General features: G+C 64.9%; 18 protein-coding genes. 12 read left to right on the plus strand and 6 right to left on the minus strand.

The features are described 5' to 3' along the window. Positions 1-30: 30 nt before the first annotated feature. Positions 31-1,128, plus strand: a complete 1,098-nt coding sequence (locus CAP37_RS07975) for a patatin-like phospholipase family protein (RefSeq protein ID WP_086123686.1) — start codon at positions 31-33, stop codon at positions 1,126-1,128. Positions 1,129-1,154: 26 nt separating this feature from the next. After that, on the plus strand, positions 1,155-2,096 hold the full coding sequence (locus CAP37_RS07980; RefSeq protein ID WP_086123687.1) for a rhodanese-related sulfurtransferase: 942 nt from the start codon (positions 1,155-1,157) through the stop codon (positions 2,094-2,096). Here the strand turns inward: CAP37_RS07980 and CAP37_RS07985 are convergent. Genes CAP37_RS07985 through CAP37_RS07995 form a run of 3 tightly spaced genes read right to left on the minus strand, consistent with a single transcriptional unit; the run spans position 2,093 to position 7,624 of the window. Further along, entirely contained in the window at positions 2,093-3,790 is a 1,698-nt protein-coding gene (locus CAP37_RS07985; RefSeq protein WP_086123688.1) for an ATP-binding protein, read from the minus strand. The two genes, CAP37_RS07980 and CAP37_RS07985, sit on opposite strands and share 4 nt — an antisense overlap. A gap of 7 nt (positions 3,791-3,797) precedes the next feature. Beyond that, complete coding sequence (locus tag CAP37_RS07990) at positions 3,798-6,449, minus strand: CheR family methyltransferase (RefSeq protein ID WP_086123689.1); 2,652 nt, start codon at positions 6,447-6,449, stop codon at positions 3,798-3,800. 38 nt (positions 6,450-6,487) lie between these two features. Further along, positions 6,488-7,624, minus strand: a complete 1,137-nt coding sequence (locus CAP37_RS07995; RefSeq protein ID WP_086123690.1) for an iron-containing alcohol dehydrogenase — start codon at positions 7,622-7,624, stop codon at positions 6,488-6,490. A 115-nt stretch (positions 7,625-7,739) separates the two neighbouring features. On the opposite strand from CAP37_RS07995, the gene CAP37_RS08000 reads away from it, so the two are divergent. Together CAP37_RS08000 and CAP37_RS08005 are read left to right on the plus strand one after the other, a co-directional pair. After that, positions 7,740-8,726, plus strand: a complete 987-nt coding sequence (locus tag CAP37_RS08000) for an alpha/beta hydrolase (protein ID WP_086123691.1) — start codon at positions 7,740-7,742, stop codon at positions 8,724-8,726. A 1-nt stretch (position 8,727) separates the two neighbouring features. After that, entirely contained in the window at positions 8,728-9,591 is an 864-nt protein-coding gene (locus tag CAP37_RS08005; RefSeq protein ID WP_086123692.1) for a YbgC/FadM family acyl-CoA thioesterase, read from the plus strand. On the opposite strand, the gene CAP37_RS08010 is transcribed toward CAP37_RS08005, so the two are convergent. Together CAP37_RS08010 and CAP37_RS08015 are read right to left on the minus strand one after the other, a co-directional pair. Then, positions 9,588-10,436 (minus strand): NRDE family protein, encoded by an 849-nt coding sequence (locus CAP37_RS08010; protein WP_086123693.1) that lies wholly within the window; start codon positions 10,434-10,436, stop codon positions 9,588-9,590. The two genes, CAP37_RS08005 and CAP37_RS08010, sit on opposite strands and share 4 nt — an antisense overlap. 14 nt (positions 10,437-10,450) lie before the next feature. Beyond that, on the minus strand, positions 10,451-11,395 hold the full coding sequence (locus CAP37_RS08015) for a folate-binding protein YgfZ (protein ID WP_086123694.1): 945 nt from the start codon (positions 11,393-11,395) through the stop codon (positions 10,451-10,453). Between the two features lie 149 nt (positions 11,396-11,544). Between CAP37_RS08015 and mltG the strand changes: the two genes are divergently transcribed. The 8 genes from mltG to CAP37_RS08055 all read left to right on the plus strand — a co-directional run bounded on the left by mltG (position 11,545) and on the right by CAP37_RS08055 (position 18,534). Beyond that, entirely contained in the window at positions 11,545-12,552 is a 1,008-nt protein-coding gene (mltG, locus tag CAP37_RS08020) for an endolytic transglycosylase MltG (RefSeq protein WP_179190163.1), read from the plus strand. A 22-nt stretch (positions 12,553-12,574) separates the two neighbouring features. After that, entirely contained in the window at positions 12,575-13,234 is a 660-nt protein-coding gene (tmk, locus tag CAP37_RS08025; RefSeq protein ID WP_086123695.1) for a dTMP kinase, read from the plus strand. Beyond that, a complete protein-coding gene (locus CAP37_RS08030; protein WP_086123696.1) occupies positions 13,231-14,250 on the plus strand; it encodes a DNA polymerase III subunit delta' in 1,020 nt (339 codons plus the stop codon). Before tmk ends, CAP37_RS08030 begins: the two co-directional genes overlap by 4 nt. A gap of 140 nt (positions 14,251-14,390) precedes the next feature. Then, positions 14,391-14,762: a PilZ domain-containing protein gene (locus tag CAP37_RS08035; protein WP_086123697.1), complete on the plus strand. Its 372-nt coding sequence runs from the start codon at positions 14,391-14,393 to the stop codon at positions 14,760-14,762. Between the two features lie 82 nt (positions 14,763-14,844). Further along, positions 14,845-15,666 (plus strand): TatD family hydrolase, encoded by an 822-nt coding sequence (locus CAP37_RS08040; protein WP_086123698.1) that lies wholly within the window; start codon positions 14,845-14,847, stop codon positions 15,664-15,666. Positions 15,667-15,701: 35 nt separating this feature from the next. Beyond that, on the plus strand, positions 15,702-16,373 hold the full coding sequence (locus CAP37_RS08045) for an ankyrin repeat domain-containing protein (RefSeq protein WP_086123699.1): 672 nt from the start codon (positions 15,702-15,704) through the stop codon (positions 16,371-16,373). Positions 16,374-16,510: 137 nt separating this feature from the next. Continuing rightward, positions 16,511-16,999 (plus strand): tripartite tricarboxylate transporter TctB family protein, encoded by a 489-nt coding sequence (locus CAP37_RS08050; protein ID WP_086123700.1) that lies wholly within the window; start codon positions 16,511-16,513, stop codon positions 16,997-16,999. A gap of 23 nt (positions 17,000-17,022) precedes the next feature. Further along, positions 17,023-18,534 carry a tripartite tricarboxylate transporter permease gene (locus CAP37_RS08055; protein ID WP_086124881.1) on the plus strand — a complete coding sequence of 504 codons (1,512 nt, stop codon included), beginning with the start codon at positions 17,023-17,025 and terminating at the stop codon, positions 18,532-18,534. Positions 18,535-18,558: 24 nt separating this feature from the next. On the opposite strand, the gene CAP37_RS08060 is transcribed toward CAP37_RS08055, so the two are convergent. Further along, positions 18,559-19,323, minus strand: coding sequence for an SDR family oxidoreductase (locus tag CAP37_RS08060; RefSeq protein WP_086123701.1), 765 nt, complete (start codon positions 19,321-19,323; stop codon positions 18,559-18,561). Between the last annotated feature and the right edge of the window lie 237 nt (positions 19,324-19,560).

Consider the following 19,560-nt stretch of genomic DNA (forward strand, 5'->3'; position numbering starts at 1 on the left):
GCGCCAGCGGCTGCGAGACAATCGCGGCCTATGCCTCCAGCGCTTCGCCTCTACGCCGGCCCCAGGGCCCTGCAGCACCTCCAGAACCATGGCCTTCGTCCACAGGACGTGGGCATCATCCCCGCCGCCGCCGGCGGACCCAAGGGCCTGATCCTCGGGCCGCTGGACCGCTTTCTGTTCGGTCCCTGGCTCTCCGGCAGTCAACAGCCGGTGCACCTGGTGGGCGCGTCCATCGGCGCCTGGCGCATGGCCACGGCATGCCTGAACGATCCCGTGGCAGCCTTTCAGCGCCTGGAGACCGATTACATCCACCAGCACTACGAGCTGCCCCCAGGCCAGAAGCGGCCCACAGCCGTGCAGGTGAGCGAGCGTTTTGCGGACAACCTCAAGAGCTTCTACGGCGGTCGGGTTGGCGAAGTGCTGGGGCAGTCGCGCTTTCGCCTGCACATCGTCACCTCGCGCGGCCGCCATCTGCTCGGGCGCGACGGCCGACTGCGCACGCCGCTGGGGTACCTCACCGCCTACGCGGCCAATGCCGTGAGTCGAAAAGCGCTGGGGAACTGGCTGGAGCGTGTGGTGTTTTCCTCATCGCTCCCCGAATCGGGTGGGGCGAGCGCACTCCCGTTTTCCACAGAAGACTTCCGCACCCGGCAGGTGGCAATGCGGGAAGACAACTTCATGGATGCCCTGCAGGCGAGCTGCTCCATTCCGTTCGTGCTGCGGCCGGTGCATGGCATCGCCGGCGCGCCGCCCGGCACCTACTGGGACGGCGGCATCACCGATTACCACCTGCACCTGCGCTACCAGCCACCGGCATCGGCGCCCATCGTGCTCTATCCCCATTTCCAGAAAGCGGTGGTGCCCGGCTGGCTCGACAAGGGCTGGAAGGGCCGCCACCTGTCCAGCCCGGCGCTCGACCACATGCTGGTGATGGCGCCCGACCCGGCCTGGGTGGCCACGCTGCCCCATGGCCGGCTGCCCGATCGCAGCGACTTCACGCGCTACGGACAGGACCTGCCCGCGCGCGTGAAGGTCTGGCGCGCGGGCGTGTCGGCCAGCCAGCAACTGGCCGACGAATTCGCACAGTGGCTCGAACGGCCCGACCTCTCGCGCGTCGAGCCCCTCTGAACGGGGCGGGGGGATAATCCTTCCCCATGTCCAACGACTCCGCCACCCCCCGTTTTCTCACCGCGGCGCTCTACCAGTTCGTCGACCTGCCGGACTTCGCCGCCCTGCGCGCGCCCTTGCTCGCCTGCTGCGAGGCCAACCACGTCAAAGGCACTTTGCTGCTGGCGCCCGAAGGCATCAACGGCACCATTGCAGGCCCGGAGGCAGGCGTGCGCGCCGTGCTGCAGTACCTCCGCACCGACCCGCGCCTGGCCCGACTGCCGCACAAGGAATCCTGGAGCGACCACCCGCCGTTTCACCGCATGAAGGTGCGCGAGAAGCGCGAGATCGTCACTCTGCGCGTGCCCGGCCTGGACCCGAACCGCACCGTGGGTCAATACGTAAAGCCGGAAGACTGGAACGCGCTGCTGGCCGACCCCGATGTGCTGCTCATCGATACCCGCAACGACTACGAAGTGGCCATCGGCACCTTTCACGGCGCGGTCAACCCGAACATCAAGTCCTTCACCGAGCTGCCCGCCTGGCTGGATGCGCAGCCCAGCTTGCAGGGCGAGAAGAAACCCAAGGTGGCGATGTTCTGCACCGGCGGCATCCGTTGCGAAAAGTCGACTGCGCTCATGAAGATGCGCGGCTTCGACGAGGTCTACCACCTCGAAGGCGGCATCCTCAAATACCTGGAGTCGGTACCGCCAGCGCAGAGCACCTGGGAAGGCGAGTGCTTTGTGTTCGACGAACGCGTGAGCGTGGGCCACGGCCTGGTGCCCGGGCCCCATGAGCTTTGCCGCTCCTGCCGCTGGCCACTTTCACCTGAAGACCAGGCCTCGCCGCATTACGTGCTGGGTGTCAGTTGTGCCCACTGCCACGATCAGCGCACGCCAAAGGAGAAAGCCCGCCTGGCAGAGCGGCAAAGACAGGTCGAGCTGGCCGAGTCGCGCGGCGAACTGCACGTGGGTGCGCGCATGCCTTAGCGCGAAATGATCGAAAGGATCAGCTCGCGCAGGGCGGCAGGGCGGGCGGGTTTGTAGAGCAGTGCCATGCCCACGCTGCGGGCACGCTCGGCCACCGCTTTGTCCATATCGCCCGTGATCAGGCAGGCAGGGATGTTTCGGCCGGTGAGCTCGCGCAGCGCGAGCACAGCGTCGATTCCGTTTTCCTGCCCGCGCAGACGGTGGTCGCTCACAATGAAGTCGGGCACCAGACCCTGGGCGACCAGCGCGCGTGCGGTCTCGATGCCCTCCGCTGCATGGGGGATCGACTTCCAGGTCTTGAGCAAATCGAACAGGGCGTCACACGCCATGGCATCGTCTTCGATGATGAGGGCATGCAACCCCACAAGAGCTTGCTGCGAAAGGTCCCACGCAGCAACCGGCGGTTCCTCGACCAGCGCAGGCTGCGGTGGCGCCAGCGGCAAGGTGACGCTGAAACAGCTTCCCCAGCCAGGCGCCGATCGCACGGTGAGCGGATGTCCCAACAGGTCACACGTGCGCCTGGCGATGCTCAGCCCCAACCCCAACCCCTTGCTGCGGTCGCGTTCGGGATTGTCGGCCTGGAAGAACTCTTCAAAGATGTGTGACAGGTGCTCGGGGGCAATACCGATACCGTTGTCACGCACCTCAATGCGGGCATGGGTGCCGTTGGCGGTGGGACGACAAGCCACCAGCACCGTGCCCTGCGGCGTGAAGCGCAAAGCGTTGCCCACCAGGTTGTGAAGCACGCGTTGCAGCAGGGCCGGATCGGTCATCAACCAGGCGGGCGAGGCCCTGAACTTGAGGCGCACACCACTTCGAATGCCCTCACCCGGGAACAGCGTACGCACCTGTTCCACCACCCGGGCAAAGGGGACGGCGGTGGGTTGTACCTGAAGTGAATCGGCGTCCAGACGGGAGAGGTCGAGCAGGGCGTTGAGCATGTGCTCCAGCGTGCGCACAGAGGCATCCAGCCGGCTCACCAGCACATGCGTCTGCGGCGTGCCTGAGAGTTGTTTCAGCTGGTCGATCAGCAACCCCATGGCGTGCGTGGGTTGGCGAAGGTCGTGGCTGGCCGCCGACAGAAAGCGGGACATGGCGCGGCGCTCCGCCTCGAAAGCCTCCTGCTTCTCTCTCATCTGCGCGGCATGCCGGCGCATGGTGATGTCGATCAGGACAATGCGCCACATCGGTTCGCCGCCCTCGTCCAGGGCAGCGGTAGCGCCCATTTCCACCCAGATGTGATCGCCCGAACGACTAACCAGCCGCATTTCGCTGGAAATTTGCTCACCCGTACCCAGATTCAATCGGCTCTTCCGGTAGAGCTCATCCTGGTATTCGCTGGCGATGAAGCGCGCCAGCGGGGCACCAACAAGTGACTCGCGCTCCGTGCCCAGCAGCCTGGCAGCGAAATGGTTCGCCTGCTGGATCAGGCCCTTGGCGTTCACGGTGCAGTAGGCCACCGGCGCCATGTCGTACAGATTGAAGTAGTGCTCACGCGTGGCGTCCAGCGCCGCCTGTGTGGTGCGCAGCTCTTCGTTCTGCATCTCCAGCTCCATCTTGTGGAGTTGCAGCTCTTTCACCAGCGCACGCAGAGTCTCGGCCGGCAGGTCGTGCAGCGGCTCCGTCGCCCCAGCCGCCAGAGGCCGCGCGCGAGGGGGCGTGGGCGATGGGCTGGGATCGGGCCTGTCGGTCATGTGCGACTCAAATGGGCTCGGAACCCCGTTGTGCCGCCAGCGCGCGCAAGGCTTCCCGCGCCAGCCGCACTTCGGTGATGTCGAGGAAGGAAATCACAGCGCCCTCGATCGCATGCTCGACCGTGCGGTAGGGCTGGATGCGCATGGTGTACCAGCGCTGCTGCGTGGTCTGCACATCGAGTTCAAAATTCTCCAGCGTGTCGAGCACACGCTTAACGTCGACCACAAGCTTCTGATAACCCACCAGGTTGGACGCGATGTGGGTGATCGGTCGACCCACATCGCCGGGGATCAGGTTGATGATGGTCGAGGTCGCCGGAGTGAAGCGCAGGATGCGCAGGTCGTGGTCCACAAACAGGGTGCCGATGCCGGTGCCCGCCAGCAGGTTGTTCATGTCGTTGTTCACGCGGGAGAGATCGGCCACCTTGATCTGCAGCTCGGTGTTCACCGTCGTCAATTCTTCGTTCACCGCCTGCAGCTCTTCCTTGGAGGTCTCAAGTTCCTCATTGGTGGACTGCAACTCCTCGTTAACGACCTGCATCTCCTCGTTGGATGACCGCAGCTCTTCCGTCGAGCGTTCGAGCGATTCCGACATGGATTTCAGGTGCTCATCGCGAACGCGCATGGCACGCCGAAGTTCCTGCAGCTCATCGGAGGATGCGGGTGCGTCTTCAACCAGCTCACTGTGCAACGCCGGCTCTGCAACCATCTCATTCAGCTGCGCGCTGGTCGATTCCTCGAGCACCACCAGGTACAGTGGGTCGTCGGTTGCGTCGGTGCCCAGACCCGAGACTTGTCGGACCGTGAGGTTGACGAGAGAGAAATGGCCATTGGTGCGGACCTGAACTCGCGGAACGGATGCAACCTCCTGGTGGGCCACTGCAGCCCTGAGCGCCGCTTCGAGCGCAGGACGCAGCCCCTCGCGAGCCATCTTCAGTATGTTGTTGACACCGGCCTCACCAGGCGCTGGCTCGAGGAAATGGCCGGTGCGGCCGTGGAGGTACCGGATGTCGCCTTGGGCATTGACCAGCGCGCTGGCTGGCGCGATCCGCAGCAAGGCCTGTTCGGCAATTTCACGCAGAGAAACTTTCATGGGTGAGTCCCGTTTTTCTTCGCGCTGATGCAGCCTGGCCTCGAGCCGTGTCGTGGGGAGCAGGGCAGCGGTGGTGTAACTGAGTCGGGTGGATTTCGAGTTTTCCCGGCGCCGGAAGAGCTTGGCGCGCCGATCCAGCACCGAAAACAGCTCGCCATTTTCACCCACGCTTTCAGATGTGCCAAGGAACAAGGTGCCGCCGGGCTTGAGCGCGTAGTGGAAAAGTGGGATCAGGCGCTTCTGCAGATCCCCATCGAAATAGATCAAAAGATTTCGGCAGACGATGAGGTCGAGACGCGAAAAGGGCGGATCTCGGATCACATCGTGTTCGGAGAACACCATCATGTCCCGCAGGCATTTGCGCACCCGGTAGGGCCCTCCAGCCATCTCCGCCGTGAAGAACCGCGAGAGGCGCCGGGGAGAAATTTCCTGGGCAATACTCGCGGGATAGATGCCCGTCCGAGCCACCGCGATGGCTCGGGCGTTCAGATCGGTCGCGAAAATCTGAACCTTGCAAGGTTGCTGCAGCTGATCCATGGCCTCTGTCACCAGCATGCCGATGGAGTAAGGCTCCTCGCCGGTGGAGCACCCCATTACCCAGATTCGCACCACGCTCGAAGGGTCCTTCTCGGCGAGCAGGCGTGGCAGGACATCCCGTTCCAGCACCTGGAACGCCTCGGGGTCGCGAAAGAAAGCCGTTACGCCGATGGGCAGGTCGAAGTACAGATTCTTCACTTCGCCCGGCGTCTGGCGCAGGTGGGCGGCATAGGCATGGAGCGAATCCATCTCGTGCACCGCCATGCGGCGCTCGATGCGCCTGCGGATGGTGCCCAGCTTGTACTGGGAAAAATCGTGACCGGTCTGCGAGAGCAGCATCTGCATCACGTGCACATAGTCCTCTTTCGACCACACTCCGGCAACGGCCTCGGCTACCCCGCCTCGGTCTGGCACCTGAGGCGTCATCGCCAGAATGTGCGCCATCATCTGATCGGGCGGAAGTTCGATGTCGACCGCGCCGGTGTCAATGGCACTTTGCGGCATGCCCGGAAACTGAGCGGTCGCTGGCGTCTGGGCCATGGTGAGTCCGCCCGCTTCCTTGATCGCCTGCAAGCCCACGCCGCCGTCGCAGCCACTGCCCGAAAGCACGATGCCCACCGCGCGATCACGCAGTTGACGCGCAAGCGAATTGAAGAAGATGTCGACGGTCCGGGCGTCGCCGTGAAGGTGTGTCCGGATATGCAGCATCAGCCTGCCATCCAGGTACAGCACCTCCCGGTTGGGCGGAATCACGTAGACGCAGTCGGGCCGCACCGCCATGCCATTCTGGATCTCGAACACCTGCAGGCTGGTGCATCGCTGGATCAGCTCAGTCAGCATGCTGGGATGGTCTGCCGCCAGGTGCTGCACAACCACGTAGGCCATGCCCGACTCGGTGTCTGTCCGCGTATTTCGAAAGAAGGCCTCGAACGCCGCCAGCCCGCCTGCGGAGGCCCCGATACCGACCACCCGCGAGGGCAGCTCGGTCGCACCGACCTGTGCGTCTACAGGCAGATCAAAGATGTTCATGGTGCAAAGGGGAACAGCGGGACAGGAACAGCAGCCGTTCAACGGGCCGACTGCAGCATGTCCCGGTAGTCCTGCGCGCTGGCCAGGCGCGGGTTGGTCTTGTGGCAGTGGTCCGCCAGGGCCCCGTCAATCACGCGATCAAACACTTCCTCGCCTACACCCATGGCGGCCAGTCCACTGGGCAGGCCCAGGCGCGCGTTCATGTCGAGGATCGCCTCGGGCACGTCGCTGCCACTGCGCAACCCCATCGCATGGGCCATGCGCTGGAGACGGTCTTCCTTCTTCATGGACTCGGCCTCGGCGTTGAAGCGAATCACCGCCGGCAGGAACACCGCATTCAGCGTGCCGTGGTGCAGGCGCGGGTTCACGCCGCCCAGGCTGTGGCTCAGCGAATGCACACAACCCAGCCCTTTCTGGAACGCCATGGCGCCCTGCATCGATGCGCTCATCATGTTCAGGCGCGCTTCACGATCCTGGCCATTTTTCGTGGCGCGCTCGATGTGTGCCCAGCCCCGCTGCAGGCCGTCCAGCCCGATCCCATCGGCTGGCGGGTTGAACGCCGGGGCCATGAAAGTTTCCATGCAGTGGGCGATGGCGTCCATGCCGGTGGCGGCGGTGAGCAAAGGCGGCAGGCCCAGCGTGAGCTCGGGGTCGAGCAGGGCGGTGCGGGGCACCAGGTGCCAGCTGTGGAAACCGAGCTTGCGCCCGTCGTCCACGATCACGATGGCGCCACGCGCTACCTCGCTGCCGGTGCCGGCCGTGGTCGGTACCGCAATGAGCGGCGGCACTCGGTCGGTGATCCGGGGCGAGCCGCCTTCAATGGTGGCGTAGGTCTTGAGCGGCCCTTCGTGGGCGCTGGCGATGGCCACGCCCTTGGCGCAATCGATGGCGCTGCCGCCACCCAGGGCAATCAGGCCATCGCAAGCCTCTCTGCGGTAGACCTCGACGGCGGCGCGCACGGCGGCCTCGGTCGGGTTCGAGGGGGTCTGGTCGAACACCGCAGGCGACTGGCCGGGCAGGGCGGCGAGCGCCTTGTCCAGCAGGCCAGCGGCCTTCACGCCGGCGTCGGTGACGATGAGCGCCTTGCGAATGCCTACGCGTTCGCATTCGGCCTGCAGTTGGGAGAGCACCCCGAAGTCAATCAGGATGTTGGTCACATAAAGGATTTGCGCCATTCGGTGTGTCTCGGAGTTCTTTCGGGTTATAGACGATAACTATAAGGTTTGACTGCTTCGGGGCCAATGATGAGGCGAGATATTCGGTCGCAAGAAAGACAGAGACAATTTGGCCATGTCTCACCACTCCGATCCCCGCGCTCTGCTCACGCCCGCCATGCGTGGCCTGCTGAACCGCATCGAACGCGCCGGCCACCCACCCCTGCATGCACTCTCGCCCGATCAGGCAAAGGCCTCCTATCTGGCCGGTGCTCCCGTGCTGGAAATCCCGCTGCACAAGCTCACGCGCGTGCAGGAGCTGAGCATTCCCGCACGCGATGACTTCAAGCTGACCGCGCGGCTGTTTGCTCCGTCGCTGGATGTGGCGCTGCCGGTGTTGCTGTTCTTTCATGGCGGCGGTTTCACGGTGGGCAGCGTGGCCAGCCACGAGCCCCTGTGTCGCCATCTGGCCCATCTGGCGCACTGCGCCGTGATCTCGGTGGACTACCGGCTGGCGCCTGAATGGAAGTTCCCCACGGCGGTGGAAGATGCCTGGGACGCGCTCGCCTGGTTGCGCGAGCAGGCCGATGCGCTGGGGCTGGACGCCCAGCGTATGGCGGTGGGTGGCGACAGTGCAGGCGGCACACTGGCCGCGGTCACGGCCATTGCCGCTCGCGACGCGGGCTGGCCACTGGCGCTTCAGCTGCTTTTTTATCCCGGCTGCGCGGGGCACCAAGACACCGCGAGCCACAAGAGGTTTTCCAAAGGCTTCCTGCTGGAAAAGCCGCACATCGACTATTTCTTCAACCAGTACCTGCGCACCGAAGCCGATCGCGACGACTGGCGCTTCGCACCGCTGGATGGCGTGGACGCCTCCGGACACCCGCGCGAGCTCGATGGCGTGGCGCCTGCATGGCTGGGCCTCGCGGAATGCGATCCCCTCACCGACGAAGGCGTGATGTACGCCGACCGGTTGCGCCACGCGGGCGTGCCCGTGGCGCTGGAGATTTATGCTGGCGTGGTGCACGGCTTCATCAACTTCGGCCGCGCCATTCCCCAGGCGCTCACCGCTCACAACGACGCGGCCCGCGCCCTGCGAAAAGCTTTCAACCCGGAGACCTGAAATGACCCTGAAGCGCAGCGATTTCCGCTTTTTCCACCGCCTGCGCGTGCGCTGGGCCGAGGTGGACATGCAGAAGATTGTGTTCAACGCCCACTACCTCATGTATTTCGACACCGCCATCACCGACTACTGGCGCGCGCTGGCCCTGCCGTATCAGGAAAGCATGGAACACCTCGGTGGCGATCTCTATGTGGTGAAGGCGACCGTTGAGTTTCATGCCTCGGCGCGTGTGGACGACCAGCTCGAAGTGGCGATGCGTTGCCAGCGCGTCGGCAATTCATCGCTCACATTTCAGGGCGCCATCTTTCGGGGCGAGGAACACCTCATCACCGGCGAAATCATTTATGTGTTCGCCGATCCGGCGACGCAGAAATCTCGCCCCGTGCCCCAGGTGCTGCGCGACACGCTGCTGGGATTTGAAGCCGGCGAGGCGGTGAGCCACATGCGCGTGGGCGCCTGGAGTGAACTCGGCGCCGACGCGGGCGCCATCCGCACCGCGGTGTTTGTGCAGGAGCAGCGCATTCCCAAGGAGCTGGAATGGGACGAGGCCGACGCGGTGGCCGTGCACGCCGTCGCCTACAACCGCCTGGGCCGCCCGGTGGCCACGGGGCGCCTGCTGCCCACCGAAACGGGTGTGGCCCGGATCGGCCGCATGGCGGTGGACCGCACGCTGCGCGGCAGCCGCCTCGGCCGCGATGTGCTGTTTGCATTGATGGACGCGGCGCGCGCACGCGGCGATGCCGAGGTGATGCTGCACGCACAGCAGAGTGCCATCGGTTTCTACCAGCGCCTTGGTTACCAGAACCGCGGGGAGCCCTTTGAAGAGGCGGGAATCCCGCACCAGGAGATGGTGGCCAGGCTCTAAGGCCAGACCAACGCCATGCGGTGGTGGGGCTCCCCCGGCAGCGTTGAGGAACGGTTTGATGCGTGGTCATGCGTCCACTCCATCAGCTCCACCTGCCAGCCGCTGCCCTCCGGGCGGGCGCTCACCAGCAGGCTGCTGCGTGTGCCGTAGGCCCGCTCGGGCATGCGCACAAAGGGGCTGGAGAGTGCGCGTTCGGCGTCGCCCGGCACACCTGTACGGGGCATGTCCTGATCGGGCGCAGGCTGGTCATCGAACAGCGCCCGTGCCAGGGGATCGGTCCAGCGCCCGGCAGGGTCTTCCCGCAGATGTTCCAGCGAGGCGAGCGCCGCGTGTTTGAGGCGCTGCGTTTTGGGCCACGGCGTGTCCAGACTCGCGTTGGACAGGCCGTAGACGCCAGCGCCCAGCGACTGGCGATGCAGGGCGGGCGGGTGCATCTCGTGGGGTTCATCAGGATGGCGATTGCCCAGCCAGCTCCAGCGGCGTGCATGGAAATCGCCCACCACCAGGTTGAAGCCGCCGTATGCCTCGGGATCGATGCTTTCGGCGAAGCGGTCTTCATCGGTGTCCGCCCGCAGCCAGCGTGTGACCAGCTCACCACGGCTGCGCGAGCCTGGTCCGGCCATGGCCTGGCGCACATTGGTCAGCATGGCCACGCGCCCTTGCGGATTGATGCCCAGCCAGGTGCCGCCATCGCGCAGGTCCCGCCCACCCACCACCTCGGTGCCATCGGCCAGCGACCAGCGGTGCAGCGGCGCCGTGGGGCGGTCCAGGTACTCGTCGCGGTTGGCCGCGATCAGCAGCGGGCACGCCGGGTCGGCGTTCAGCGCGAAGGCGATCAGGCACATGGCGCAGTGGTCGTTCAGATGTCGTCGAGCAACGGGTAGGGCAGAGGCTGCAGGGTCAGGGCAGGACCATTCGCACTGCCGGCGTGCAGCCCGCCCTGCGCCGCCGCGCTGACCTGCAGGGAAACGATGGCGTCGAAACCTTCTTCCGGGTGCGGAGCGACCTCCACCACCGTACCGCAGGGCTGCTCGACGTCGCTGTCCTGGAACACGTCTTGGCCGGGCGAGATGGCGCCGTCGGCATGCACCACGTAGGCGCGGCGTTTCAGCGTGCCCCTGAACTGGCTGCGTGCCACCACTTCCTGGCCGGGGTAACAACCCTTCTTGAAGTTCACACCGCCGACCGATTCGTAGTTCAGCATCTGCGGCACGAAGGCCTCCACCACAGGCTGGCTGAGCGTGGCCACGCCGCTGCGCACCGAGAGCCATTGCCACAGGGGCTCGGCCAATGCCGGGCCTTCTGGCGGAGCTTCGCCAACGGGCGCCACCCACAGCGCGCGCGTCGCGCCATCGGCCAGCGGCAGCCGTATTACGCTGGCCTCTCCAACGCGCGCCTGGCTCCAGAGCGGGACGGGCAGCGCGGGTGGCACCGCACCGCCGACCAGGCCGACCACCCGGAAGTTCTCGCTGGCGTCGCTCAACCGGGCCTTGGCCCGCAGCACGAACATCGAAAGGCGCTTGAGCGTGGGGGCGAGCAGGTCTCGGTTGCAGATCAGAAGAATGTCTTCTGGGCTGCGTTTAAAGCCCACGAAACTGGCGAGCATGCGGCCCTTGGCAGAGCAGAACGCCGCCAGGCGCGCCTCGGACAACCCGAGCAATGAAAAGTCTTGCGTGAGCTGCCCATGCAGGAAAGCCGCAGCGTCCGCGCCTTCGACGCGGATCACGCCCAGCTGCGGCAAGGGCGTCACGCCGTTCAGGGCAGCGGCCTGAAGCGGGGGGGTGCGTTCGGAGGGGTGAATCATGGGTAAGGGCCGGTTCTCGATGAAAGGCGGCCGGGGCCCGGCCAGTGGGTGGCCGTGGGCCCCTGCGGATGCGAGGGGCTCGATTATCATGGCCGGCCGCCTTCCACGCAGCCCGCCCAACCCTTGCCCCTGCCGACACCAAGCCCGTGATGCGCATCCTCAAACTGCTGGTGCTCTACCCGCTCATTCTGGCCGTGCTGGCCGCCGCTGTGGGCATGTGGTGGCTGCAGCAGCCGCTGCGCCTGCCGGCAGGCACATCCGCCCAGGAGCCGCTGGACGTGACCATCGCGCCGGGCTCCTCCGCGCAGTCCATCGCCCAGACCCTGGCCGATGCGGGCGTCGGCGCCCCCTCTCAACTCTTGTACGCGTGGTTCAGGCTCTCGGGTGAATCGCGCGACATGAAAGCCGGCAGCTACGAGTTCGCACCTGGCACCACGCCCCGCACCTTGCTCTCCAAGCTGGTTCGCGGCGAGCAGGCACTGCGCAGCATCACGCTGGTGGAGGGCTGGAACGTGCGGCAGGTCTTACAGGCCGTGCGAAGCGCCACCGACCTCAAGCAGGACATCGAAGGTCTCAGCCAGGCCGACATCATGGCCCTGATCGGTTACCCGGGCCGCCATCCCGAGGGGCGTTTTTTTCCTGACACCTACCGCGTGCTGAAACACGCACCGGCCTCCACTGTGCTGCGTCAGGCGGCCAAAGCCATGGAGGAGCGCGTGGCCCAAGCCTGGGCCCAGCGCGACCCGGCCTCGCCGCTGCGCACGCCCGACGAGGCGTTGATCCTGGCCAGCATCATCGAGAAAGAAACCAGCCTGGAGAGCGACCGGCGTCGAATTGGCGGTGTGTTCTCCAACCGGCTGCGCATCGGCATGCGCCTGCAGACGGATCCTGCGGTCATCTATGGACTGGGTGAAGCTTTCGACGGCAACCTGCGGCGCAACGACCTCAACGAGGACACGCCCTACAACACCTACACGCGGGCTGGTCTGCCGCCCACGCCCATTGCCATGCCCGGCATGGCGTCGATCATGGCGGCGGTGCAACCGCTGAGCACCAACTCCATTTATTTCGTGGCAAGGGGAGACGGTTCCAGCCAGTTCAGCGCCACGCTGGAAGAGCACAATGCGGCGGTTCGGCGCTACATCCTGCGCCGCTGAACCTCCCCCCGATCCTTCGCACATGCATCCCGCCGGACTCTTCATCACCTTCGAAGGCATCGACGGCGCGGGCAAATCCACCCACATCGCGGCCCTGGCCGAGGCCTTCCGGGCTGCGGGCCGGCGCCTCACGCTCACCCGCGAACCCGGCGGCACACCGCTGGCCGAGAAACTGCGCGAACTCGTGCTCAACGACGCCATGGACCCCTTGTGCGAGGCGTTGCTGATGTTCGCCGCGCGGCGTGACCACCTGCAGCAGGTCATCGAGCCCGCGCTGGCACGCGGCGACGTGGTGCTGTGCGACCGCTTCACCGACGCCACCTTCGCCTACCAGGGCGGCGGACGCGGCTTCGACCTGGCCGTGCTGCGCCAGCTCGAACGCTGGGTGCAGGCGCGCCCGGATACGGCCATGCTGCGCCAGCCCGACCTGACTGTGTGGTTCGATCTGCCGCCTGAAGTGGCGGCCCAACGCCTGGCTGGCGCGCGCGTGCCCGATCGGTTCGAGGCCCAGCCGACGGCGTTTTTTGAACGGGTGGCCGAAGGTTACGCGCAGCGTTTCGCCGAAGACCCTCCACGCTTCGTGCGCGTGCCCTCCGATCAATCAAAAGACGCCGTATGGAACACCGTGCGCGTGGCCTTTGAGCAGCGCGGCTGGCTGAAGACCGCAGAGGTTCGAGCATGAGCCCGATGGCGCCTTGGCTGCAGGCTCAACTGAAAGATCTGCTGGCCCAGCGAGGCCATGCCTTGCTGCTGGCCGGACCCTCAGGCCTGGGCCAGTACGAGCTGGCGCTGGCGCTGGCTCGCGCCTGGCTTTGCGAGCGGCCCGGCCCGCATGGCGCCTGTGGCGAATGCGGCAGCTGCCACGCCATCGACGTGCGCACGCACGCCGACCTCTGCGCCCTCTTGCCCGAAACGCTCAGTCTGGAGCTGGGCTGGCCATTGGACGAGGGGGCGCAGAAGGAAATCGACGACAAGAAGCGCAAACCCAGCAAGCTGATCCGTGTGGAGGCGGCACGCGAAGCGGTGTCGTTCACGCAGTTCACGCGTTCGCGCGGCAACACCAAGGTGATCCTGGTCTATCCCGCCGAGCGCATGAACATGGAATCGGCCAACACCTTGCTCAAGACCCTGGAGGAGCCGGTGGGCGAAGTGCGCTTCGTGCTCGCTACAGACGCCGCTCACCAGCTGCTGCCCACCATCCGCAGCCGCTGCCAGACGCACGCCATGGTGTGGCCCGGCGAAGTCGAGGCGCTCGACTGGCTGCTGGCTCAGGAATCGGCTGCTGGCGCCAGCAGGGAGCTGGCCCGTGTGTGGCTGCAGGCCGCCGGTGGCCGGCCCAGCGACGCGCTGGCCTGGGCCACCTCTGGATTGCAGGGCCCCGCGTGGGCGCAGTTGCCCCGCTCGCTCGCACGGGGCGATTGGGCGCTGCTGAACGACTGGCCTGCAGCGCAACAACTCGCCGTGCTGCAGAAGCTCTGCCACGACCTCATGGCCAAAGCCGCTGGCGCACCCGCCCGCTTTTTCCCCGACGAAGAGTTGCCGGCTGCGCCGCGCTGGACCGCGCTGGCGCAGTGGTCACGGGAACTCATGCTGGCCGCACGGTCGGTGGAGCATCCCTACAGCGCCGGCCTGATGCAGGAAGCCTGGGCTGCGCGCACGCGCCAGGTGCTCGCCAGCACGGGGCAGGTTGGGGCCTGAATGAGGAATCGTTTGAAAGCTACCGCGCGGCGCCCGTTCCGGCATAGCGCGCATTTGTCACGGAATCACCCCGCAATTGGGCGCATGACACGGTCATTTCTGCCTCTTCACACGCAACGATTGCCGCTAAACTGCCCAGCATGAGCACCAACCCCTCTCCATCGGCCGCTGCCGCGCGGCCGAGCGTGATCCAGCTCTCCATCAAGGAGAAGGCTGCGTTGTATGCCGCTTACATCCCCTTGTTTGCCGATGGCGGCATCTTCATTCCCTCGGCGCGTGAATACCGCCTGGGCGATGACGTGTACGTGCTGCTGAGCCTGCCGGACGACCCGCAGCGCTACCCGGTGGCCGGCAAAGTGGCCTGGGTCACTCCGCCCAAGGCGCAGGGCGCGCGCACCCAGGGCGTGGGCATACGTTTCCCGGCCGACGAGAAGTCGCGCCAGCTCAAGCTCAAGATCGAGGAAATCCTGGGGTCCAACCTCGGATCGGACAAGGCCACCCAGACCCTCTGATCCGCCCTGGCGGCGGTTTCCGCGAAGCCGATGCGGCGCACAATGCGTGTCCCATCGGCTTTTTGCTGCCCATTCGTCACGCATGTTCACCGATTCCCATTGCCATCTGAGCTTTCCTGAGCTGCGAGAGCAGTTGCCCGTCATCCTCGATGCCATGGCGCAAGCCCAGGTCGAGCGCGCCCTGTGCATCTGCACCACGCTGGAAGAATTCGAGGACGTTTACCGCCTGGCCCATGACCACCCGCACCTATGGGCCACGGTGGGTGTGCACCCAGACACCGAAGGCCTTCAGGAACCTTCGCTGGACGACCTGCTGACGAGGGCAGCGCGACCCCGGGTGGTGGGCATTGGCGAAACCGGTCTTGATTACTACCGGCTCGGCGAGCGCAGCGTGGGCGACATGGCCTGGCAGCGCGAGCGCTACAGAACGCACATCCGCGCCGGTCGCCTGACCGACTTGCCCCTGGTGATCCACACCCGCAGCGCCTCCGACGACACGCTGGCGATCCTGCGGGAAGAGGGGGGTCTGGGCTCTTCCGCGTCGTCAGCCACCGCAGATGGTGCTCCCTCCCGGGGCGTGTTCCATTGCTTCACGGAAACGCTGGCCGTGGCGCGCGCGGCGCTGGACCTCGGCTTCTACATTTCGTTCTCCGGCATCCTGACCTTCCGGAACGCGGCGGACCTGCGCGAAGTGGCGCAGTTCGTGCCGCTGGATCGCATGCTGATTGAAACCGACAGCCCTTATCTGGCGCCTGTGCCGCACCGCGGAAAGACCAATTCTCCCGCCCTGGTGCCTTGGGTGGCCCGACAGATCGCCGAGCTCCGTGGGCTTGAAGTGGAGGCCGTGGCAGACGCCACAAGCCGCAATTTCGAGCGGCTTTTCAGCCGTGTGCTTACCCCATGAAATCCTGACAAAATCTAAAGTTACACATTAGATATATGAAAAAACGCATTGTTTTAAAAGGTATCGTATTGGCGGGTGCCTTCTTGACAGGCCCCGTTTTGGCGAGCTCGTTCGATGACTTTTTCGCCGCCATCAAACGCGACGACGTCAGCGCCGTGCAGAACCTGGCCCGACGTGGCTTTGACCTGAACACCCGCAATGTGGCCGGCGAGCACCCTCTGTATCTGGCGCTGCGCGATGACGCACCCGCAGTCGCCGACTTTCTGGTCGGGCAAAGCAAAGTGGATGTGAACGCTGTCTCTGAAAAAGGTGAAACGCCGCTGATGATGGCCGCGCTCAAGGGCCGCCTGGCCTTGGCCCGCCGCCTTATCGATCGAAAGGCCGAGGTCAACAAGACCGGCTGGACACCGTTGCATTACGCCGCCACCCACGCGGGGGAGGAAAGCCCGGCCATGGTGCGGCTGCTGCTGGAGAACCATGCCTACATCGACGCCGAGTCACCCAACCGGAGCACGCCGCTGATGATGGCGGCCCACTATGGCAACCCGGGCGTGGTCAAGCTGCTGCTGGAAGAGGGCGCCGATCCGCTGCTGAAGAACCAGAAGGGCTTGACCGCCATCGACTTCGCCCGGGGTGCCAACCGGGCAGAAGCGGCCGAAATCATCGCCGCCTTCGTGCGGTCAAAGCAGCCTCGTGGTCGCTGGTAATACCTTTCAATCATTCAAACATTGCTCAAATCGGAGCTGAACGCCCGTTTCGGGGTCACGAGTAGGTGTAATCCACATTGGTTCAGCCAAAGCGACGCATCAAAATCGCCCCGATACCCACAAATAGAGGAGACGCTGTGAAGCTCGCCAGTCAGAAGGACTTCTTTTCAGGACTCATGTTCACCATCGTCGGCATCTCTTTTGCCGTCGGTGCCACCAGTTTTACGGTCGGTACGGCTTCCCGAATGGGGCCGGGCTACTTCCCGCTGTTGCTGGGCATTCTGCTCGCCGTACTGGGCCTGCTGATCACGGTGATTTCGTTCCGCAGCAAAGCCCCCGATGGTGACCCGATCGGAGCCTTCGCCTGGCGCCCTCTGGGGTACATCCTGGGTGCCAACCTGGCGTTTGGCGCCTTGCTGGTGGGCTTGCCCTCCCTGGGCCTGCCGGCCATGGGCCTGATTGTTGCGATCTACGCACTGGTGATCATCGCGGGTATGGCCCGCCCCAAGCACAGCTTCAAGGAGTCGGTGATTCTCGCGACGATTCTGGCCGTTGGGAGCTATGGCGGTTTCGTCTATTTGCTCAACCTGCAGTTCCCCGTGTGGCCTGCCTTCCTTCAATCCTGATTCCCTAGGCAGCACACATCATGATGGATCTCTACGACCACCTGGCGCTGGGCTTCGGCGTCGCCTTCACCTTCCAGAACCTGATCTACGCCTTCATTGGCTGCCTGCTGGGCACGCTGATCGGGGTGCTGCCCGGCATTGGCCCGCTGGCCACCATTGCCATGCTGCTGCCAGCCACCTACGGGCTTCCGCCCGTGGCCGCGCTCATCATGCTTTCCGGCATTTACTACGGCGCGCAGTACGGCGGGTCCACCACCGCCATTCTGGTCAACCTGCCGGGTGAATCTTCTTCGGTGGTGACCGTGATCGACGGCCACCAGATGGCGCGCAAGGGCAGGGCGGGGCCTGCCCTGTCGGCCGCTGCGCTGGGCTCGTTCTTCGCGGGTTGCGTGGGCACGTTGGTGCTGGCCGCCTTTGCGCCTCCGCTGACCGAGGTGGCGCTGAGCTTTGGCCCGGCCGAATACTTCGCCCTCATGGTGCTGGGCCTCATTGGCGCAGTGGTGCTGGCATCGGGCTCCCTGATCAAGGCGCTCGCCATGATCGTGCTCGGCCTGCTCATCGGCCTGGTGGGTACCGACGTGAACTCCGGCGTGGCGCGATTCAGCTTCGACATCCCCGAACTCACCGACGGCATCAGCTTCGTGGTGATCGCCATGGGCATCTTCGGCTACGGTGAGATCATCAGCAACCTGTCACAAGACGAAGAAAAACGGGAAGTTTTCGTCGGCAAGGTGAAGGGTCTGATGCCCACCGCAGAAGACTTCAAGCGCATGGCGCCCGCGGTGCTGCGTGGCACGGCACTGGGCTCGGTGCTGGGCATCCTGCCCGGCGGCGGCGCATTGCTGTCGTCGTTCGCGGCCTACACCATCGAAAAGAAAACCAAGCTCAAGCCCGGCGAAGTGCCGTTTGGCCAGGGCAACATCCGCGGCGTGGCTGCCCCCGAGGCGGCCAACAACGCCGGCTCGCAAACCTCGTTCATCCCGTTGCTCACCCTGGGCATTCCGCCCAACGCCGTGATGGCGCTGATGGTGGGTGCCATGACGATCCACAACATCCAGCCCGGCCCGCAGGTGATGACCGCGAATCCGGAGCTGTTCTGGGGCCTCATTGCCTCGATGTGGATTGGCAACCTGATGCTGGTGATCCTGAACCTGCCGCTCATTGGCCTCTGGGTCAAGCTGCTCACGGTGCCTTACCGCTGGCTGTTCCCGGCCATCGTGCTGTTCTGCGCCATTGGCGTGTATTCGACCAACAACAACAGCTTCGACATCTGGATGGTCGCGCTGTTCGGCTTCATCGGCTACCTCTTCATCAAGCTGGGCTGCGAGCCGGCGCCCCTGCTGCTAGGCCTCATCCTGGGCCCGATGATGGAGGAATACCTGCGTCGCGCCATGCTCATCTCCCGTGGCGACTGGTCGGTGTTCGTCACGCGCCCGATCTCGGCCTCTTTGCTTGCCGCAGCGGTGGTGCTGTTGATCATCGTGCTGCTGCCCTCGATCAAGAAGAAGCGCGAAGAAGCCTTCGTCGAAGAGTGAAAAAGGGGCCTCAGGCCCCTTTTTCTATCCTCTGCCCACAAAGGGCATCTGACTGGCCATCACGGTCATGTTCAGCACATTGGTCGACAACGGCAACCCGGCCATGTAGCGCACCGCCTGCGCAACGTGCTCGACATCCATCATCGGCTCGGTGGCCATGGTGCCGTTGGCCTGCCGCACGCCTTGAGTCATGCGCGCGGACAACTCGGTCAGCGCGTTGCCGATATCCACCTGGCTGCACACAATGTTGAAGTCCCGACCATCCAGGGCGATGGTTTTGGTGAGGCCCAGCACAGCATGCTTGCTCGCGGTGTACGGGCTGCTGAAGGGGCGGGGCGTGTGGGCCGAAATGGACCCGTTGTTGATGATGCGTCCGCCTTGTGGCGTCTGTCGGCGCATCAGCCCGAAGGCGGCGCGCGCGCACAGAAATACGCCAGTGACGTTGGTGTCGATCACATCTTTCCAGCGCTCCACCGGAAGTTCGTCCATGGGTACTGCCGGGGCATTGACGCCGGCATTGTTGAACAGCAGGTCCAGTCGGCCGAAGCGCCTCTCGATGTTGTCAAAAAGCGCCTGCACGCTTTGGGCGTCGCGCACATCTGCGGGGATGGCCAGCGCATGTTGTCCTGCCGCTGCTGCGGCTTCCGCCACCGCAGCCAGAGGTTCGGCGCGACGGCCCGTGAGCACAACCTGAAATCCGTCCTTCAACAAGCCGAGCGCGACAGCTCGACCGATCCCGGTGCCTGCGCCAGTGACCAATGCGATTCTTGGAAGTGCTGCTGAAGCCATGTTGCTGCCTTGTAGGTTGATGAAGTTGGTGCCGATGGTAGTGGCGGATGGATGCGAGGACGTTATGGCTTGAGATTCTACGATGTATATTATGTTAAGTTTAAGAACTGTAGACGATGGGCCTGGAACTTGCTGCCTCGTCCCTGTCCCCTGGGCAACTCTTACAGGGCAAACACCTGCTTCCGGAGAACAAGCACTTCATTGCCCTGCACCTACAATCCATCGCCTGCTCACAAC

This window comes from Hydrogenophaga sp. IBVHS1, from assembly GCF_002127265.1.
GTDB lineage: Bacteria > Pseudomonadota > Gammaproteobacteria > Burkholderiales > Burkholderiaceae_C > Hydrogenophaga.

Bases quoted from the DNA above. Each gene is read 5' to 3' on its own strand.
- mltG (WP_179190163.1), top strand. From the start codon at position 11,545: ATGCGCATCCTCAAACTGCTGGTGCTCTACCCGCTCATTCTGGCCGTG.
- CAP37_RS08045 (WP_086123699.1), top strand. From the start codon at position 15,702: ATGAAAAAACGCATTGTTTTAAAAGGTATCGTATTGGCGGGTGCCTTC.
- CAP37_RS07995 (WP_086123690.1), bottom strand. From the start codon at position 7,624: ATGGCGCAAATCCTTTATGTGACCAACATCCTGATTGACTTCGGGGTG.
- CAP37_RS08010 (WP_086123693.1), bottom strand. From the start codon at position 10,436: ATGTGCCTGATCGCCTTCGCGCTGAACGCCGACCCGGCGTGCCCGCTG.
- CAP37_RS08040 (WP_086123698.1), top strand. From the start codon at position 14,845: ATGTTCACCGATTCCCATTGCCATCTGAGCTTTCCTGAGCTGCGAGAG.
- CAP37_RS08055 (WP_086124881.1), top strand. From the start codon at position 17,023: ATGGATCTCTACGACCACCTGGCGCTGGGCTTCGGCGTCGCCTTCACC.
- CAP37_RS07985 (WP_086123688.1), bottom strand. From the start codon at position 3,790: ATGACCGACAGGCCCGATCCCAGCCCATCGCCCACGCCCCCTCGCGCG.
- CAP37_RS08000 (WP_086123691.1), top strand. From the start codon at position 7,740: ATGTCTCACCACTCCGATCCCCGCGCTCTGCTCACGCCCGCCATGCGT.
- CAP37_RS07975 (WP_086123686.1), top strand. From the start codon at position 31: ATGCCTCCAGCGCTTCGCCTCTACGCCGGCCCCAGGGCCCTGCAGCAC.
- CAP37_RS07980 (WP_086123687.1), top strand. From the start codon at position 1,155: ATGTCCAACGACTCCGCCACCCCCCGTTTTCTCACCGCGGCGCTCTAC.
- CAP37_RS07990 (WP_086123689.1), bottom strand. From the start codon at position 6,449: ATGAACATCTTTGATCTGCCTGTAGACGCACAGGTCGGTGCGACCGAG.
- CAP37_RS08030 (WP_086123696.1), top strand. From the start codon at position 13,231: ATGAGCCCGATGGCGCCTTGGCTGCAGGCTCAACTGAAAGATCTGCTG.
- CAP37_RS08005 (WP_086123692.1), top strand. From the start codon at position 8,728: ATGACCCTGAAGCGCAGCGATTTCCGCTTTTTCCACCGCCTGCGCGTG.
- tmk (WP_086123695.1), top strand. From the start codon at position 12,575: ATGCATCCCGCCGGACTCTTCATCACCTTCGAAGGCATCGACGGCGCG.
- CAP37_RS08035 (WP_086123697.1), top strand. From the start codon at position 14,391: ATGAGCACCAACCCCTCTCCATCGGCCGCTGCCGCGCGGCCGAGCGTG.
- CAP37_RS08060 (WP_086123701.1), bottom strand. From the start codon at position 19,323: ATGGCTTCAGCAGCACTTCCAAGAATCGCATTGGTCACTGGCGCAGGC.
- CAP37_RS08015 (WP_086123694.1), bottom strand. From the start codon at position 11,395: ATGATTCACCCCTCCGAACGCACCCCCCCGCTTCAGGCCGCTGCCCTG.